The organism is Paractinoplanes lichenicola (assembly GCF_016785085.1).
Classification (GTDB): Bacteria; Actinomycetota; Actinomycetes; order Mycobacteriales; family Micromonosporaceae; genus Actinoplanes; species Actinoplanes lichenicola.
Genome location: NZ_JAENHO010000003.1, coordinates 105,803 through 123,115 on the forward strand (window position 1 = coordinate 105,803; position 17,313 = coordinate 123,115).

The window sequence follows — 17,313 nt, forward strand, 5'->3', positions numbered from 1 at the left end:
GTCGAGAAGGACACGATGGGCGAGGTCCGGGTTCCGGCCGACGCCCTCTGGCGGGCGCAGACGCAGCGCGCGGTCGAGAATTTCCCCATCTCGGGGCGCGGCCTGGAGTCCGCCCACATCAAGGCGCTGGCCCAGATCAAGGGCGCGGCCGCGCAGGTCAACGGGTCGCTCGGCGTGATCGAGGAGGATCTGGCGGAGGCGATCGCCAAGGCGGCCGCGCACGTGGCCGAGGGCGGCTACGACGACCAGTTTCCGATCGACGTCTTCCAGACCGGCTCCGGCACGTCGTCGAACATGAACGCCAACGAGGTCATCGCCACCCTGGCCGCGCGCGAGCTGGGCCGCCCGGTGCACCCGAACGACCACGTCAACGCGTCGCAGTCGAGCAACGACGTCTTCCCGTCGTCGATCCACCTGGCCGCCACCGAGGCGGTCACGGCCGAGCTCATCCCGGCCCTGGAACACCTCGGCACCGCCCTGCTGGCCAAGTCCGAGGCCTGGTCAGAGGTGGTCAAGAGCGGCCGTACGCACCTGATGGACGCCACGCCGGTCACGCTCGGCCAGGAGTTCTCCGGGTACGCGAGGCAGGTCGCCAACGGCATCGAGCGGCTCACCGGCACCCTGCCCCGGCTGGCCGAGCTGCCGCTGGGCGGCACCGCGGTCGGCACCGGCGTGAACACCCCGCCCGGGTTCGCCCCCGCCGTGATCGAGCGGCTGCGGCAGAGCACCGGCCTGCCCGTCACCGAGGCCCGCGACCATTTCGAGGCCCAGGGCGCCCGCGACGCGCTGGTCGAGGCGTCCGGCCAGCTCAAGGTGATCGCCGTCGGGCTCTACAAGATCGTGAACGACATCCGCTGGATGGGCTCGGGCCCCCGCGCCGGCCTGCGCGAGCTGCGCCTGCCCGACCTGCAGCCGGGCTCGTCGATCATGCCGGGCAAGGTGAACCCGGTCGTGCCCGAGGCCGTCCGCCAGGTCGCGGCCCAGGTGATCGGCAACGACGCGACCGTCGCCTTCGCCGGCTCGCAGGGTGACTTCGAGCTCAACGTGATGCTGCCGGTGATGGCCCGCAACCTGCTCGAGTCGATCCGCCTGCTGGCCAACGCGGCCCGGCTGCTGGCCGACCGCTGCATCGACGGGCTCGAACCGAACGTCGAGGTCGCCCTGGCGTACGCGGAAGGCTCGCCCTCGATCGTCACCCCGCTCAACCGCTACCTGGGCTACGACGAGGCCGCCGCGATCGCCAAGGCCGCCCTGGCCTCGAACCGCACGATCCGCGAGGTCGTGATCGAACGCGGGCACCTGGAGCGGGGCACATTGACCGAGCAGCAACTCGACGAGGCGCTCGACGTCCTGCGGATGACGCGCCCCTGAAGTCGCTTGGCGCGGCCGGTACCCTTGTACGGTGAGTTTGCGCTTGTATGACACCGCGACCCGATCGGTCCGGGACTTCGTCCCGATGACGCCCGGCCAGGTCGGTATCTACCTGTGTGGGCTCACCGTGCAGTCGGTGCCCCATATCGGGCATTTGCGCTCGGCCGTCAACTACGACGTGCTGCGCCGCTGGCTGCTGCACACCAACTACGACGTCACGTTCATCCGCAACATCACCGACGTCGACGACAAGATCCTCGACAAGGCGTCGTCGCAGACCCGCCCGTTCTGGGCGATCGCGCACGCCAACCGGCTCGTGCTGGACGCGAACTATCGCGACCTCAACGTCATCCCGCCGACGTACGAGCCGCTCGCGACCGGGCACATCCCCGAGATGCACGAGCTGATCGAGGAGCTGATCGAGCGCGGCCACGCGTACGCGGCGGCCGGTGGCACCGGCGACGTCTACTTCGACGTGCCCTCGTACGCGGAGTACGGCGCGCTCTCGGGTCAGAATCCCGACGACATGCGCCCGCCGTCCGACGGTGGCGAGCCCGACAAGCGCGACTACCGCGACTTCGCGCTGTGGAAGGGCGTCAAGGCCGACGAGCCGCGCGACGCGTCGTGGCCCTCGCCGTGGGGCCGGGGCCGCCCGGGCTGGCACATCGAGTGCTCCGCGATGGCCCGGCGCTACCTGGGCGACGAGTTCGACATCCACGGCGGCGGGCTCGACCTGACCTTCCCGCACCACGAGAACGAGATCGCCCAGTCCCGCTCGGCCGGCCTGCCGTTCGCCCGGCACTGGGTGCACCACGCGCTGCTCAACCTCGGCGAGGCCAAGATGAGCAAGTCGCTGGGCAACGTGATCGACGTGGCCGCGGTGCAGGCGATGGGCATCCGCCTGGTCGAGCTGCGCTACTACCTGGGCACCCCGCACTACCGCTCGCGCATCGACTACTCCGACGAGGCGCTGCGCGAGGCCGCGGTGGCGTATCGGCGGATCGAGGGCTTCGTGCAGCGGGCCACCGAGATCGTCGGGCCGGGCCGCCCCAAGGACGTGCCGCCCGCGTTCGCCGCGGCGATGAACGACGACCTCAACACGTCGGCCGCACTGGCCGTCGTGCACGACTGCATCCGCGAGGGCAACACGGCGCTCGCGGCCGGCGACGAGGCGGGCATCCGCGGGGCGATCACCGCCGTCCGCGCGATGCTCGGCGTGCTCGGCCTCGACCCGCTCGACGAGGCCTGGACGGGCAAGGTGACCCAGAGCGACCTCAAGCCGGTGGTCGACTCGCTGGTCAAGCTGGCCCTCGAGCAGCGCACCCAGGCACGCGCACGCAAGGACTGGGCGGCCGCCGACTCGGTGCGCGACCAGCTCAAGAACGCGGGAATTCAGGTGGAGGACACTCCGGCCGGTCCGCGCTGGACGGTAGGAGACCACTGATGCCAGGAAACAGCCAGAACGCCAGCAAGCGAGCCACCTCGAAGAAGGGCGCCGCGGCCGGCTCCGGCGGCAAGAACCGCTCCGGCCTCAAGGGCCGCGGCAAGACCCTGCCCGCCGACGAGCGTCCCTGGCACAAGGGCTACTCGGGCACCGAGAAACTGCCCGACAAGACCGCCCGCAAGCAGGACAAGGAACGCCGCGCCGCAGCCGCCGAAGGCCGCGCCCCCAAGGTCGGCCAGCCCGGCACGAAGGACACCACCTGGGGCCGCGGTGGCGGCCGCGCCTACGGCAAGCAGGCTGCCTCTCCCCGCGGCCGCTCCGGCGTCGGTCGCGGTGGCCCGCGCATCGCCCCGGGGCGCCGCTCCAACCCGACCAAGGAAGGCCCCGAGCTGCTGCTGGGCCGCAACCCCGTGGTCGAGGCGCTGCGTGCGGCGGTGCCCGCCACCGCCCTTTACGTCGCCCAGGGCATCGACATCGACGAGCGGGTCGCGGAGATCGTCCGTACCGCTGGTGATCGGGGCATCCCGATTCTGGAGATCGGGCGCAACGAGCTGGACCGGATGACCGGTGGCGTGCTCCACCAGGGCATCGGCCTGCAGGTGCCGCCGTTCGCGTACGAGGACTTCGACGACCTGCTCGCGGCAGCCATGGAGCAGCCCACCCCCTTGCTCGTGGCCATGGACGGCATTACCGACCCCCGCAACGTGGGTGCGGTGATTCGGTCCGTCGCCGCTTTCGGTGGGCACGGCGTGTTCATGACCGAGCGGCGGGCGGCGGGGATTACGGCTACCGCGTGGCGCACCAGTGCTGGCGCCGCTGCTCGGGTGCCGGTCTCGCAGGTGGTGAACCTGACCCGAGCGATCAAGAAGGCCCAGGACGTGGGGTTTGTCGCTATCGGGCTGGATGCTGACGGGGAGACGGATCTGTACGAGCTGGAGGCTGCTGTGGGGCCGCTGCTTGTTGTTGTGGGGTCTGAGGGGCGGGGGCTTTCGCGGCTGGTGGGGGAGACCTGTGATCTGCGGGTTTCTATTCCTATGGCTAGTGAGGTGGAGTCGCTTAATGCCTCGGTGGCTGCTGCTGTGACTTTGGCTGAGGTTTCTCGGCGGCGGTCTGCCTGAGTCCCTCGGGCTCTGCCCAAGACCCTGAGATCCTCGGGCTCTGCCCAAAACCCTGAGACTCTGGGGGCTGCCCAAACCCTCAGAGCCTGGGGCGCTGCCAAACCCCTCAGACCCTGGGGCGCTGCCCAAACCCTCAGACCCTGGGGCGCTGCCCCAGACCCCGGCCATCGCTGCGGAGATCTCCCTGGCGATTGTTGCGGTGGGTGGGTGGGGCTTGGGGGATCTCCTTGCGGCGACTGCCAGGAGCGAATCGCAAAGAGGGGGAGGGCGCAACCAAACCCCGGTTGCACCCTCCCCCTCTTCACGATGAGCTGAGGCAGCCGTCGCAAGGAGATCCCCCAAGCCAACTGCTTTTAGGCGCTTCCCGCGCCTGCACGCTTCCCGCGCCTGCACGCTCCCCGCGCCTGCACGCTCCCCGCGCCTGCACGCTTCCCGCCTCTTCGGCGGCGAAGCCGCAACCCCCTACGGTCAGTTAGCGCCTCCCGCACCGGTTAACCGCACCGTGGGGGTCTGGGGGGTCGCCCCCCAGGTCGGCACGCGAGGAGCCAGGTGCGCGCTTTCTGCGCACAGGGAGACCCGCGACGAGCCCCCGGTCGGGATCGAACCGACGACCTCCCGTTTACAAGACGGGTGCTCTGGCCATCTGAGCTACAGGGGCGGCTGGGTCAGCATACTGGCTGTGAACTTGCTGGCCACCTTGGCATGTCGTGTAAAAAGCTTTACGTTTACATGGCTGTTCCTCCACTCGGATCGTCCGGCACGTTCCTGCCGGTGGAAAGGAAGTCTGTTTCAGCATGGCTACCGTTACGTATGACAAGGCGTCCCGGATCTACCCGGGCTCCGAGCGCCCCGCGGTCAACGAGTTGAACCTCGAGATCGGCGACGGAGAGTTCCTCGTTCTGGTCGGCCCTTCCGGTTGTGGCAAGTCCACCAGCCTGCGCATGCTCGCCGGCCTGGAGGATGTCGACCGGGGGCGCATCCTGATCGAGGGTAAGGACGTCACGAACCTTCCCCCGAAGTCGCGCGACATCGCGATGGTCTTCCAGAACTACGCTCTCTACCCGCACATGTCGGTGTACGAGAACATGGCGTTCGCCCTCAAGCTGCGGAAGACCTCGAAGTCCGAGATCGACCGCCGGGTCAAGGAGGCTGCGGCTCTCCTGCAGCTCGACGAGTATCTGTCGCGTAAGCCGAAGGCGCTTTCCGGTGGTCAGCGTCAGCGTGTCGCCATGGGCCGCGCGATCGTGCGTGAGCCGCAGGTGTTCCTCATGGATGAGCCGCTGTCGAACCTTGACGCGAAGCTGCGGGTGCAGACCCGTTCGCAGATCGCCTCGCTGCAGGCCAAGCTGGGTGTCACCACGGTTTACGTGACGCACGACCAGGTTGAGGCCATGACGATGGGTCACCGCGTGGCCGTCATGCTCGATGGTGTGCTGCAGCAGGTGGACACCCCGCGCGCCCTGTACGACACGCCCGGCAACGTCTTCGTGGCCGGCTTCATGGGCTCCCCGGCCATGAACATCAAGACGGTTCCGCTGACCGAGACGGGTGGCAAGTTCGGCGCGTTCAACGTGCCGCTGACCCGCGAGCAGGTCGCGGCCGCGCAGAGCGGTGGCGGCAAGGTCACCATCGGTTTCCGGCCGGAGGCCGCCGAGCTGACCACCGAGTCGGCGGGCGCGCTGCCGATCGTGGTCGACCTGGTCGAGGACCTGGGTTCGGACGCGAACGTCTACGGTCACGCCGACCTGGACGGCACGCAGGAGCGGTTCGTGGTTCGCACCGACCGTCGCAACATGCCGAACATGGGCGAGACGGTTTACATCCAGCCGCAGACGACCGGCATCCACGTGTTCAACGCGGAGTCCGGCGTTCGCATCTGATCGACTGACTCACCAAAAACCGGGCGGCCCCGAGAGGGACCGCCCGGTTTTTTATTTGGCGAATCGGATGAGGACGAAGTCTTTGTCGGTGGCGCAGGCCAGGTGGGTGAGGTTCCACGAGCAGGTGTCGGTGTTGACGCCGCGCAGCGGGCCGAGCTGCACGGGGGTGTCGCCGAGGTGGCGGCCGGCCAGGGCGGGGTCGTCGACGTAGCCCGCGAAGGGTTTGCTCAGTTCGAGGATGTTGGCCGCGTCGAGGCGGACGGCCGCTTGTTTGCCCGACCAGACTTCCTTGCCGTCGGCGTCGACGAGCCGGGCGTCGGTCGAGTACGCGGTGAGGACGGCCTCGCCGACCGGGATGATCACGTCAGATCGGGGCGCGGCGGTCTTCCAGGCGGTTTTGCCGTCGGGAATGTTCACGGCGACCAGTTGGGCGTTCTCGTCGCCGGGGCCGGTGCCTTCGAGCGCGCAGACGCGGTCGTCGCCGCAGGGGCTGAGCCGCCAGAGCCGTGCTTCGCGGGACGGCGAGGTGTAGATGATGTCGGCGCCGTCGAGGTTGTCGAGCCCATACGCGACGAGGCGGTTGGTGTCGGCGGCTTTGCGCACGAGGAGCCGGCCGTTGTGCGCGACCACGTCGTCGGAGGTGTCGGCGACGTCGGGCCGGGTGGCCAGGATCTTGCCGGTGTTGGCGTCGATGACCCGGGCCGTGTCGTCGGTGCCGCCGATCTGCACGACGCGGGGGTCGTCGCCGAGGTCGGGCGACAGGGGGCGGCCGGTGGCGCCGGCCGGGCCGGACAGGTCGGCCGGGGTGGTGACGCTGAACATCTCGGACTGGGAGCCTTCGAGGTCGGGCTGCTTCCAGCGTTCGTTGCCGTTGGCGAGGTCGAGGCCGAGCAGTTGTTTGTTCTCGCGGTCGGCGATGAGGGCCCGGTCGCCTTGGAAATAGATGTCGTCGTCGTCGCCCAGGGTGCGTTTCCACAGTTGCCGGCCGGTGTCCGCGGCCAGCAGGACGAGCTCGCGGCTGTCGGTCTCGTAGTCGCCGTCGCTGATCAGGGCGACCGCCGCCGGAAGGGCGATCATGGCCTCCCACGCTTTGGCCGTGCCGGCGTCGGGGTTGCTCCAGGCCGGTCGATCCTTGTCGGCGTCGATGGCGACCACGCCGATCTTGCCGCTGTCGGTGTTGGAGCTGGCCAGGTAGGCGCGGTTGCCGTGGATGACGGCGTCGTGGAACGCGGACGTGAGCGGGATGGCCGGCGGGACGTGCACCGGGCTGCCGAGCGTCTGGTAGTCGAGACCGGGGTAGCGGGGCCAGAACGCCCAGGCGGCGGTGGCGCCGGCGGCGATGACAAGGATGAGCGCGGCGGCGGTGGCGACAATCCAGCGGCGGCGGGTGCCGCGGGGCCGGTCGGGGGCGGGCGGCCCGGCCGGCCCGCCGGGGCCAGGGTGGTAGCCGCCGCTCGGGTGCGGGGTGTTCTCGGAGGCGAGCCAGGGTTCGTGGCTGGGCGGGCCGAACGTTCCGGGTGTGCCGGGCCCCGAGGTCTGGCCGGGCAGGGGCGGCGAGCCGGGGAGGGCGTGGCCGCCCGCGGCGATGGCGGCCGCTTCGCCGGTGGCCCAGGGGTCGACGGGCTCGGCGTAGTGCCGGTCGTCGCCGGTGCCGGCGGCCGGAGGAGGCTGGGCCGGGGCCGGCGTCGGTAGTGGTGTCGGCGGGCCCGCAGCCTCGGTTGCGGTCGGCGGGCCGACGGCGGTCGGCGGCCCGGAAGACGCGGTGGCCGTACGGGGTGTGTCAAGGGTGGCGCCCTCGGCCACCGGGAGCTCGGGCTGCTCGAGGACGGTGGGGGCGATGCCCAGCTCGCTGTGCAGCAGGCGGGCCACCAGCGGCACCCGCGAGGAGCCGCCGACCAGGAAGAGCCCGGCCAGCTCGGACGGCTTGAGACCGGCGGCCGCGATCACCGCGCCGGCTTCGGCGACCCCACGCCGTACCAGGGAATCGGCTGTTGCCTCGAGCTCGTCGCGGGTCAGATGCACCGCGTGCTCGACGCCGGGCACCGGAACCGGGGCGAACGAGCTGCGGGAGAGCATCTCCTTGGCGCCGCGGACGTCTTCCCAGAACTGCCGGCGGGCCCGCCACTGGGCCAGCGTCGCCGGCTCGGTCAGCGCCCGCCACGCCTCGGGCTCGGCGCCCGCCAGCGACTTGCCCAGGTGGTCGACCAGGGCCGCGTCGAGGTCGAGCCCGCCCAGGTCGTCGGCCCCGCCCGAGGCCGTGACCGAGTTGGCGCCCGGCCCCTGGTGCCGCACCACAGCGACGTCGAGCGTGCCGGCGCCGAAGTCGAAGACGGCCAGCGAGGAGCCGACCGGCAGCGGCCGGCGCAGCACCTCGGCGAAGTAGCGCGCGGCGGCCACCGGCTCGGGCAGCAGCGCCGTCCCGGCCGGCCAGCCCGCCCGGCCCAGCGCCTCGACCAGCACCGCGCGCCGGGGGCCGCCCCAGGACGCGGGATAAGTGACCTGGGCCGGCGGCAGGAAACCGGCAGTGGCCACGGCCTCGTGGGCCACCGCGCCGAGCAGGGCGGCCAGCAGGTCGGGCACCGGCACGGTGGCGCCGTCGCCCAGCAGCACCGTCTCCGCGTCGACGTGCCTTTTCGGGTGCGGTTCGAGGCGGGCCGGGTCGGCGTGACCCAGCCGCAGGGCGTCGGCGCCCACGTGGAGGCGGCCGCCGGGGTCGAGATAGACCGCCGACGGCAGCAGCGGGCGGCCGTCGAACAACAGCGGTCTCGTACGCCCATCGGGCCGTCGCAACATGGCCACTGTGTGCGAGGTTCCCAGGTCGACGCCGAGCACGAACCCTTCGGTCACGGCCGCCATGCTACGACGAACCCCCTAGGGTGGCCGCCATGCGGATCGAACGAATCACCCAGGCCACGGCGATCCACGCGGCCGCGGGGCTCTTCGACGCGCCCCCGTTGCCCGGGGCGACCGAGCGTTTCCTCGCGGCCGAGGGGCACCATCTGCTGATCGCCTACGACGACGATCGGCCGGTCGGGATGATCTCGGGGGTCGAGATGACGCACCCCGACAAGGGCACCGAGATGTTCGTGTACGAGTTGTCGGTGGCGCCCGAGGCCCGCAGGCGGGGCGTCGCCACGGGGCTGGTCACCGAGCTGGCCGCGATCGCCCGGCGTACGGGGTGTTATGGCATGTGGGTGGGCACCGAGCCGGACAATGCGGCCGCACTCGCCACTTATCGCCGCGCGGGCGCGTCCGAGGAGGCGCCTTTCACTCTGCTCAATTGGGACCTGATCGCCGGCCGGTGACGGCCGAACGGAGAGTGCCCGTCGAGAAAGGACATTTGGCTCCGCATACGCCGATACGGCCGCGATGCCGAAGGAATTACGTGACCTGCGGTAACGCGCGGGAAATTCTCGTGTATAGATGCACCACAATGAATGTCACGGCCTCGTCACAACGTCATCGATCGTAGTGACTTTAATGGCGATCGATCAGAGGATCCGGTGGATGCGCCCCAGTGAACCCCCGCTGGGCGCCGTTCCTTCCGGAGGACCCGTACGTGAGACAACAATTCACTTGGGGCCGGCGAACGTTCACCTCTGTGCTCGCGATCGGCGTGGCCGCCGGCGTGACGTTCAGCGGTGCGCTCCCGGCCGCGGCGGCACCGGGTGCTGACGCGCCCGCCGAGCTGCTGAAGTCGGCCGAGACCCCCGCCGCCCCCAAGGAGGCGCCGGCTGACACCCTCGGCGCCCACGACGCCGAGCTGCTGGCCAAGGCCGAGGCGGCCAACAAGAAGTTCGTCACCGTCATCGTCGCGGCCGAGGCCGGGAAGTCGGCCGACGTTGCCGCGAAGATCAAGGCGCTCGGTGGCGTCGTGACCCGGCACTTCGACGAGATCGGCTACGTGCTGGCCTCGGTGCCGATCGCCAAGGTCGTGGCGGCCGCGAAGCTGACCGGCGTCAAGGCGGTCGACCTCGAAGAGACGATGAAGCTGCCCGAGACGGGCCAGAAGGACAAGTCCGGCAAGCCGGCGCAGCTGGCCGCGCCCGGCCCGACCACGCCCGCCGCGAACCCGTACCTGCCGACCGACGAGACCGGCTCGGTGGACTTCAAGAAGAAGTTCCCCAAGTACGACGGTCGCGGCGTCACGATCGGCATCATGGACTCGGGTGTGGACATCGACCACCCGGCGCTGGCCAAGACCACCACCGGCGAGCGCAAGATCGTCGACTGGGTGACGGCCACCGACCCGCTGCTCGAGAACGACGGCACCTGGCGCGCGATGCTCACCTCGGTGAGCGGCCCGACCTTCACGTACGCGAACCAGACCTGGAAGGCCCCCGCGGGCAACTGGCAGATCAACCGCTTCGCCGAGTCGATCACCGCGGCCTCCGAGCCCGCCGGTGACGTCAACCGCGACGGTGACACCACCGACACGTGGGGCATCCTCTACGACCCGGTGAGCCACGACATCCGGGTCGACACCAACCAGAACTTCGACTTCACCGACGACGCCGTCATGCGGCCGTACAAGGAGAAGTTCGACGTCAACCACTTCGGCACCGACAACCCGGCGACCCCGATCGCCGAGCGGATGCCGTTCGTCGTCGAATACCGCGAGGACGTCGACCTGACGCCGGCCGGCATCGACGGCACCGCCGACTTCGTCAACATCGGCATCCCCGAGGGCCTGCACGCCTCGCACGTGGCCGGCATCGCCGCGGGCAACGACCTGTTCGGCAACGCCGCGTTCGACGGCCAGGCCCCCGGCGCCAAGATCGTCTCGGCCCGCGCCTGCTCGTGGGGCGGTGGCTGCACCAACGCCGCGCTCACCACCGGCATGGCCGACCTGGTGATCAACCGCGGCGTCGACGTGGTCAACATGTCGATCGGCGGCCTGCCCGCGCTCAACGACGGCAGCAACGCCCAGGCTCAGCTCTACAACCAGCTGATCACCAAGTACGGCGTGCAGCTGTTCGTCTCGGCCGGCAACAGCGGCCCGGGCGTCAACACGCACGGCGAGCCGTCCGGCTCCACTGAGGTCGTCAGCGTCGCCGCCAGCATCTCCGACGACACCTGGAAGTCCAACTACGGCGCCGAGACCCGCAAGCCGCTGCAGCTCTTCCCGTTCTCGTCGCGCGGCCCGCGTGAGGACGGCGGCTTCAAGCCGAACATCTCGGCCCCCGGCTCGGCCGTCTCGCTCTCGCCGACGTGGGAGAACGTCGCCGGCCTGACGACCGTGCCCTACACCCTGCCGCCGGGCTACTCGATGCAGAACGGCACGTCGATGGCCTCCCCGCAGGCCGCCGGTGGCGCCGCGCTGCTGCTCTCGGCCGCGAAGGCCAACGGCTTCAAGGTCACCCCGCCGGCGCTGCGCCGCGCGATCTACTCGTCGGCCGACTCGATCCCGGGTGAGCAGACCTACGAGCAGGGCTACGGCCAGATGAACGTGCCGGACGCGTGGAAGCTGCTGGCCAAGAAGCCGGCGACCCGTACGTACACGTCGTCGGCCCCGGTCTGCACGCCGCTGTCCGACCTGCTGGCCACCCCCGGCCAGGGCACGGGCATCTACAACCGCTGCGCCGCCGCCGACGGTGGCCTCAAGGCCGGCCAGGTCAAGGTGCAGACGATCAAGCTGACCCGCACCAGCGGCCCGGCCTACCCGGTGCTGCACACCCTCACGTGGCAGGGCGACCGCTCGTCGTTCGTCTCGTCCCCGGTCGTGCTGCTGCCGCTCAACAAGACGGTCAGCGTCCCGGTCGTGGTGCGGGCCAAGGAGGGCGTGGCCAGCGCGATCCTCAAGGTCGACGACCCGGCCACCCCGGTCATCGACTTCGAGGTGCTCAACACGGTCGTCACCGGCGTCGACACCAAGAAGCCCTCGTACGCCACGTCGTTCTCCGGCCAGGTGGACCGCGCGTCGACCACGTCGTACTTCGTGACCGTTCCCGAGGGTACGAAGGCGCTCCAGGTGGACCTGTCCGGCATCGCGTCCGGTTCGCAGACCCGCTGGATCGCGATCAACCCGTGGGGCGTCCCGGCCGAGGACACGGCGAGCGCGCTGTGCTTCACCAACTACTCCGACCCGGCGACGTGCAAGCCGGAGGAGCGGTCGTACGAGAACCCGATCCCGGGCATCTGGGAGATCGAGGTCGAGGCCCGGCGTACGTCCCCGGTGGTCAGCAACCCGTTCAAGGTGACCGCCAAGATCCAGGGCGTCACGCTGACCCCCGAGACGGTCACGCTGCCCAGCGTCACGGTGAACCAGCCCGCCCCGGTGAGCTTCACCGTGAAGAACAACTTCGGCCCGGTCACCGTGTCGGCGCAGGGCGGCCCGCTCGGCAGCGCGAGCAGCCAGCGTCCGTCCATCGCGGAGGGTGCGAGCCAGGAGCACGCGTTCGCGGTGCCGGCCGGCTCGACCCGCCTGACCGTGGCGATCGGCAACACCAGCGACGCCACCGCCGACCTCGACCTGTCGCTCTACCGCGACGGCGTGCTGGTCGGTCAGGACGCGGACGGTGACTCGGAGGAGTCGATCACGCTGACCAACCCGGCGGCGGGCAACTACACCGCCGTGGTGGACGGCTACGCGGTGCCCGCGGGCACCACGGAGTTCGACTATCTCGACATCTACTTCAGCCCGGCGCTGGGCACGGTCACCGTGCCGAGCACGCCCATCACGCTGGCCAACGGCGCTTCGACGACGGTTTCCGGCACGGTCACCGCGTTGTCGGTGCCGCCGGCCGGCCGGGCCCTGTCGGGCGAGGTCACCATCGTGACCGACGAGGGCGCCATCGTCGGCCGCGGCCCGATCGCCATCACGGCGGTCACCGGCTGATCTCGTAACACTGAAAGAGGCCCGTCCGGCGTTCTGCCGGGCGGGCCTCTTTTGTCCGTTTTATCAAGATCGCTGTACGGCCATCCCGCACGGCCCTGCCGGTGCGTAAGGCAGTGGTCAGCTCGCGGCGTAGTTGTCCACGGCCTTGAACGTAGAGGGCCTGGTAGATCGTCTCGTGGGGCACGTGCCACTCGCTTGGCTGAGGAAAGTCACGGCGCGGCGGCTGATCTGCTCGGGGCTGTGCCGCCATCCCAGCATGGTCACTACCAGTTGTTGTAACGCCGGGCGGGCGGCGATCTTGCCGGTCGCGGGCCGGGGCCGCTGCCCAACTTCAGGCATGCCTGACGGGTTCCTGCACCTTTAGCAACAAGATCCAAATATGCGCGTTTCACTGTGGCGTAGTCCGCCGAACTGCGGGTCCTGATCCCTCAACTCTTGGTCACGACAACCCCTGATCAACCTAGGTGTTGCAACGACCGCTGGAACCTAAGCGCCACGGGGACGTCGGTGACGGTGGCGGGTGGGGTGCCGCGGAATCGGGTTATCCACAGGGTCTAGCGGGTGCTTTTGGCTGTACTGCTGGTTGATTCCGGGGGTCGTCGACCGGGTCAGCGGTACTGCTGGTCGATGCCGGCGATCGGGCGGCCGTCGGGGGTGAAAGGGCGGTGTTCCTGGGTGTCGGTGTCGACCGGCTCCTCGTGCAGGCGCGGGTCGTCGGGGGTGGCGGCCGGCTTGGGTTGCGGCTTCTGCTTCTGCTTGTGCGGCTTGGCCGACGGGGTCTGAGCCGGCTGCTCGGGGGCAGGCGAGCCGGGAATAGCCGTAGCGGGCGCCGAGGTCGGGGTGGCCGCGGGGAGCACCGCGACCCCGCCGCCGGGCAGGCCGGAGATGTCGGGCTCGTCCCCGGCGGGCAGGGTGCGGGGGGAGGTGTTGGCCGGCAGCAGGCCGCCGAGGCCGCCCAGCAGCGGGACGCCGCCGGTGAACATCTTGGACTCGCGGATCGTGGGTTCCGCTGAGAAGTCGCGGGACTGGCCGCTGGGCAGCAGGCTGGACATCCACGGCAGGCCGCTCACGTCGGTGCCGAAGAGCGGCAGGCCCTGGATCGGCAGCGTGCTGTTGGGCACGACATCGGCGGCCGGAAGCGCCGGGAGCGCGGGCCGCTCGTCGGCGGCGGATTCGCGGGGGATCAGGCCGCGGCGGGGTTCGGTGGTGTTCCGGCCGGGGAGCACCGGGTTGAGGTCGGGGCTGTTCTGGCCGGCCTTGAACTGGGTGATCGGGGTCCGCCCGAGTGCGGTGTCCTTCAGCGAGCTGTGACCGAGCGGATTGTCCACATTGAGCCCGTTGCTCTGCCCGAGGAGGTCGGCGAGTTGCTCGTCGGGCAACAGGCCGGACCCGGAGCCGGAGGCGGGCGCTGGATCGGCCTGGGCCGGCGTGGCCGTGAACAGGAAGATCCCACCGGCGAGGGCATACCACAACTTGCGCACTGTTCTCCTCCTGGCGGAGCCGGAATTCGGACCAAAGTGTCGAAGGGGGCAACGACCGGCCCCGCCGGACGGTTCCGGCTGGCTACGATCGCGAACGTGGCTACGGATTCGGGGAAGGACGGCGTACGAAAGTCCTTCGTCGCCCGGCTGCGGGAGCGCAACGGCGACGCGCGGCCGCATTTCGTGATCTGTGGGTCGGACGCACTCGTCTATACGCTGGCCGACGAGTTGGCCAGCTCGGGCCGGCTCCGGCTGACCGTGATCACGCCGCCTGACCTGCGGCCGGGCGTTCCCGATCTCAACGGCCTGCGGGCCCGGGGCGTACGGGTGATCACCGCGGCCCGGCTCGACGAGCGCACCTTCCGCGAGGCCGGCCTGGCCGGTGCCGCCGCCCTGGCCCTCGTGATGCCGGACGACATGGTCAACCTGCATGCGGCGTTGTGCGCGCGGGCCGTCGAGGGCGATTTGCGGCTCGTGATCCGCATGTTCACTACCGGTCTGGCGTACGGGGTCCGCCGTCTTTTCGCCGACTGCGCGGTGCTGTCGGATGCCGCGATGGCCGCTCCCGCCTTCGTGGCGGCCGCGCTCGGCGAGGTCGCGCCGACCCACTTCCGGTACGCCGCCCGCACCCTCACCGTGGCCAAGCGCGGCGACGTGCCGGATCAGTCGGCGCTGCTCACCCTGGCCACCTTCGACGACGCCGGCCGCATGACCGTGCTCCCGGCCGAGCCCGGCGAGCCCGAGCGGCAGCCGGCCGATCTGGTGCTGGCCGAGGCCTCCGGACGCCCGGCGGCCCAGGCGGTGACCGCCCGCCGGCTCGCCCGCGCGGGCCGCCGCCGTCGCCCGTGGCTGTCGATCGGCCGGGCCGCGCGCGTCGGCCTGACCCGCAAGCTGGGCATCGCCGTGCTGGTCGCGCTGGCCCTCACCGTGATCTCCGGCATCCTGCTGACCCGGCTGACCGGCGTCGACGGCTTCTGGAAGTCGATCTACATCACGCTGCTGACCGTGGTCGGCTCGTCCGATGTGGAGCCCGAGAACACGGCCGCCGCCCAGGCCGCTCAGCTGGTGCTGACGCTGGCCGGGGTCGCGCTGCTGCCACTGATCACCGCGGCCGTGGTCGACGGCGTGGTCAAGACCCGGCTGGCCCTGAATCGGGGCGAGGTGCTCAAGGTCCACTCCGGGCACATCGTGCTGGTCGGGCTGGGCACGGTCGGCACGCGGGTGCTGCGCCAGCTGATCGATCTCGGACTCGACGTGGTGGCGATCGACCGTGACCCGAAGGCCCGCGGGGTCAAGGTGGCCGAGTCGCTGGGCGTCCCGGTGGTCACGGGGGACGCGGCGCAGGAGGAGACGCTGCGGGCCGCCTCGATCCACCACTGCCAGTCGCTCGTCGTGGTCTCGACCAACGACGCCGTCAACCTGCAGGCCGCCCTGCACGCCCGGGCCGCCCGCGAGGACATCCGGGTCGTGCTGCGGCTGTTCGACGACGACTTCGCCCAGCGGGTCGAGGCCGCGTTCAACATCAACATCTCGCGCAGCGTCTCGCGGTTGTGCGCGCCCGCGTTCGCCGCCGCCATGCGCGAGCGCGAGGTGCTGGCCACGATCCCGGTCGAGCGGCACGCGCTGCTGGTGGCGGCCGTACGGGTGATGCCCGGCTCGGCCCTCGACGGCGCGCCGCTCGACTCGGCCGAGCGCCCCGAGAGCACCCGCGTGATCGGCATGACCGCGGCCGGCTCGGAGTGGGTCGACTGGCTGCCCGACGGCCGCCGGGTGCTCGCCGCGGGCGACGAGATCGTGGTGGTGGCCCGCCGAGCCGGGCTGCGCGCGCTGTCAGAGGAAGCAGCCTCACACCTGAGCGACTCAGCCGCCGGCGAGTGACTCCACCTCGACGCCGAGCACGGCCTGCTCGTCGGGCTTCTTGGCCAGCACGTCGGTGAGATAGGACTGCACCGCCGGGGCCATGCCGACGTCGCGCCCGGCCCGCTCGGAGAGCAGCCACTTGTGCTGGATGATCTGGGTGAAGATCTCCTGCGGTTCCAGCTTGTGCCGCAGGCCGGCCGGCACCGCGCGCACGACCGGCTCGAACACCTCGGTCAGCCAGCGGTGGGCGGCCTGCTGCTCGTCCGTGAGCAGGCTTTCCGCCCGGTATGTGTCGAGGTCGTTGAGCAGCTGGCGGGCCTGGTTCTCCTCGGCGTCGAGGCCGGTCAGGCGGAGCAGCCGGCGCGTGTGATAGCCGGCGTCGACGACCTTGGGGCGGATCCGGACGCCACCGTCGACAGTGGACATGGCGACCTCGGCCACGTCGAAGCCGAGCTCGTTGAGCCGCCGGATGCGTCCCTCGATGTCGTGCCGGGCGTCGACCCGGGGCACTTCCTGCTCGTACGTCACCTCGTGCCACAGCCGTTCGTAGCGCGCGACGATGTCGTCGACCACGGCCTCGGGGTCGATCGACTCGTGCAGCAGCTCGGCCGCCTCGAGGTCGAGCAGCTCGCCGAAGATGTTGAGCCGCAGGATCTCGATGTCCTCGCTGCGCTGGCCCTCGGAGAGCTTCGGATAGAGGTTGCCGGTCTCGGCGTCGACCAGGTAGGCCGCGAACGCGCCCGCGTCCCGCCGGAACAGCGTGTTCGACAGCGAGCAGTCGCCCCACGAGAAGCCGGTGAGGTGCATCCGCACGATCAGCGCGGCCAGCGCGTCGAGCAGGCGGTTGAGCGTGTTGGGCCGCAGGGTGTGCGAGAACAGCGCGCGATACGGCAGCGAGAACTGCAGGTGCCGCGTGATCAGCACGGTCTCGAGCGGCTCGCCGTCGGGCGTTTCCCGGTCGGTGACGATCGCCACCGCCTCGACGGCGGGGAAGTCGATGCGTTCGAGCGCGCGCAAGAGGTCGTACTCCTTCTCGGCGATCCGCTCGCGGGTCTCCTTCAGCGCGTAGACCACGTCGTTGAGCTTCACGAACCGCACGATGTGGCGCGAGATGCCCTGGGGCAGGGCGACCAGGTGATCGGCCGGCCAGTCCTCGAGCGGAATGCCCCACGGCAGATCCAGCAGCGCCGGGTCGACGAGGGCGGAAGTGATGCGCACCGAACCAGTGTGCACGTTCGGCGGCGCGTCGCTCCCGCAGGTGGCTCGTTACACAGGTACGAGAGCGCGGGATCAGTACATATGTTCTATAAATGAACGAATG

General features: G+C 70.4%; 10 protein-coding genes, 1 tRNA gene and 1 pseudogene. 7 read left to right on the forward strand and 5 right to left on the reverse strand.

The window, feature by feature from the left end; all coding sequences use genetic code 11:
• The first annotated feature begins 15 nt into the window (after nt 1-15).
• The 3 genes from JKJ07_RS09445 to rlmB are packed head-to-tail and all read left to right on the forward strand — an operon-like array spanning nt 16 to nt 3,933.
• Nucleotides 16-1,371, forward strand: coding sequence for a class II fumarate hydratase (locus JKJ07_RS09445; RefSeq protein WP_236028779.1), 1,356 nt, complete (start codon nt 16-18; stop codon nt 1,369-1,371).
• 31 nt (nt 1,372-1,402) lie between these two features.
• A complete protein-coding gene (cysS, locus tag JKJ07_RS09450; protein ID WP_202990982.1) occupies nt 1,403-2,815 on the forward strand; it encodes a cysteine--tRNA ligase in 1,413 nt (470 codons plus the stop codon).
• On the forward strand, nt 2,815-3,933 hold the full coding sequence (gene rlmB, locus JKJ07_RS09455; RefSeq protein ID WP_202990984.1) for a 23S rRNA (guanosine(2251)-2'-O)-methyltransferase RlmB: 1,119 nt from the start codon (nt 2,815-2,817) through the stop codon (nt 3,931-3,933). Before cysS ends, rlmB begins: the two co-directional genes overlap by 1 nt.
• A gap of 584 nt (nt 3,934-4,517) precedes the next feature.
• Here rlmB and JKJ07_RS09460 read toward each other — a convergent pair.
• A tRNA-Thr gene (locus tag JKJ07_RS09460) sits at nt 4,518-4,591 on the reverse strand.
• Between the two features lie 136 nt (nt 4,592-4,727).
• Here JKJ07_RS09460 and JKJ07_RS09465 point away from each other — a divergent pair.
• Complete coding sequence (locus JKJ07_RS09465) at nt 4,728-5,813, forward strand: ABC transporter ATP-binding protein (protein WP_202990986.1); 1,086 nt, start codon at nt 4,728-4,730, stop codon at nt 5,811-5,813.
• A 51-nt stretch (nt 5,814-5,864) separates the two neighbouring features.
• Here JKJ07_RS09465 and JKJ07_RS09470 read toward each other — a convergent pair whose 3' ends face one another.
• Nucleotides 5,865-8,660 carry an Hsp70 family protein gene (locus JKJ07_RS09470; protein WP_202990988.1) on the reverse strand — a complete coding sequence of 932 codons (2,796 nt, stop codon included), beginning with the start codon at nt 8,658-8,660 and terminating at the stop codon, nt 5,865-5,867.
• A 38-nt stretch (nt 8,661-8,698) separates the two neighbouring features.
• Between JKJ07_RS09470 and JKJ07_RS09475 the strand changes: the two genes are divergently transcribed.
• Complete coding sequence (locus tag JKJ07_RS09475) at nt 8,699-9,118, forward strand: GNAT family N-acetyltransferase (protein ID WP_202990989.1); 420 nt, start codon at nt 8,699-8,701, stop codon at nt 9,116-9,118.
• 254 nt (nt 9,119-9,372) lie between these two features.
• Nucleotides 9,373-12,651: a S8 family serine peptidase gene (locus tag JKJ07_RS09480; RefSeq protein ID WP_202990991.1), complete on the forward strand. Its 3,279-nt coding sequence runs from the start codon at nt 9,373-9,375 to the stop codon at nt 12,649-12,651.
• A gap of 85 nt (nt 12,652-12,736) precedes the next feature.
• Here the strand turns inward: JKJ07_RS09480 and JKJ07_RS09485 are convergent.
• Both JKJ07_RS09485 and JKJ07_RS09490 read right to left on the reverse strand, forming a co-directional pair.
• Nucleotides 12,737-12,903 (reverse strand): annotated as a pseudogene (locus JKJ07_RS09485) (IS30 family transposase); the annotation flags it as partial.
• A gap of 356 nt (nt 12,904-13,259) precedes the next feature.
• Nucleotides 13,260-14,132, reverse strand: a complete 873-nt coding sequence (locus JKJ07_RS09490) for a hypothetical protein (protein WP_202990993.1) — start codon at nt 14,130-14,132, stop codon at nt 13,260-13,262.
• Between the two features lie 96 nt (nt 14,133-14,228).
• On the opposite strand from JKJ07_RS09490, the gene JKJ07_RS09495 reads away from it, so the two are divergent.
• Nucleotides 14,229-16,010 carry a potassium channel family protein gene (locus JKJ07_RS09495; protein WP_202990995.1) on the forward strand — a complete coding sequence of 594 codons (1,782 nt, stop codon included), beginning with the start codon at nt 14,229-14,231 and terminating at the stop codon, nt 16,008-16,010.
• Here JKJ07_RS09495 and JKJ07_RS09500 read toward each other — a convergent pair.
• Nucleotides 15,993-17,210 carry a DUF4032 domain-containing protein gene (locus JKJ07_RS09500; RefSeq protein ID WP_202990997.1) on the reverse strand — a complete coding sequence of 406 codons (1,218 nt, stop codon included), beginning with the start codon at nt 17,208-17,210 and terminating at the stop codon, nt 15,993-15,995. The genes JKJ07_RS09495 and JKJ07_RS09500 overlap by 18 nt on opposite strands.
• Nucleotides 17,211-17,313: the final 103 nt, after the last annotated feature.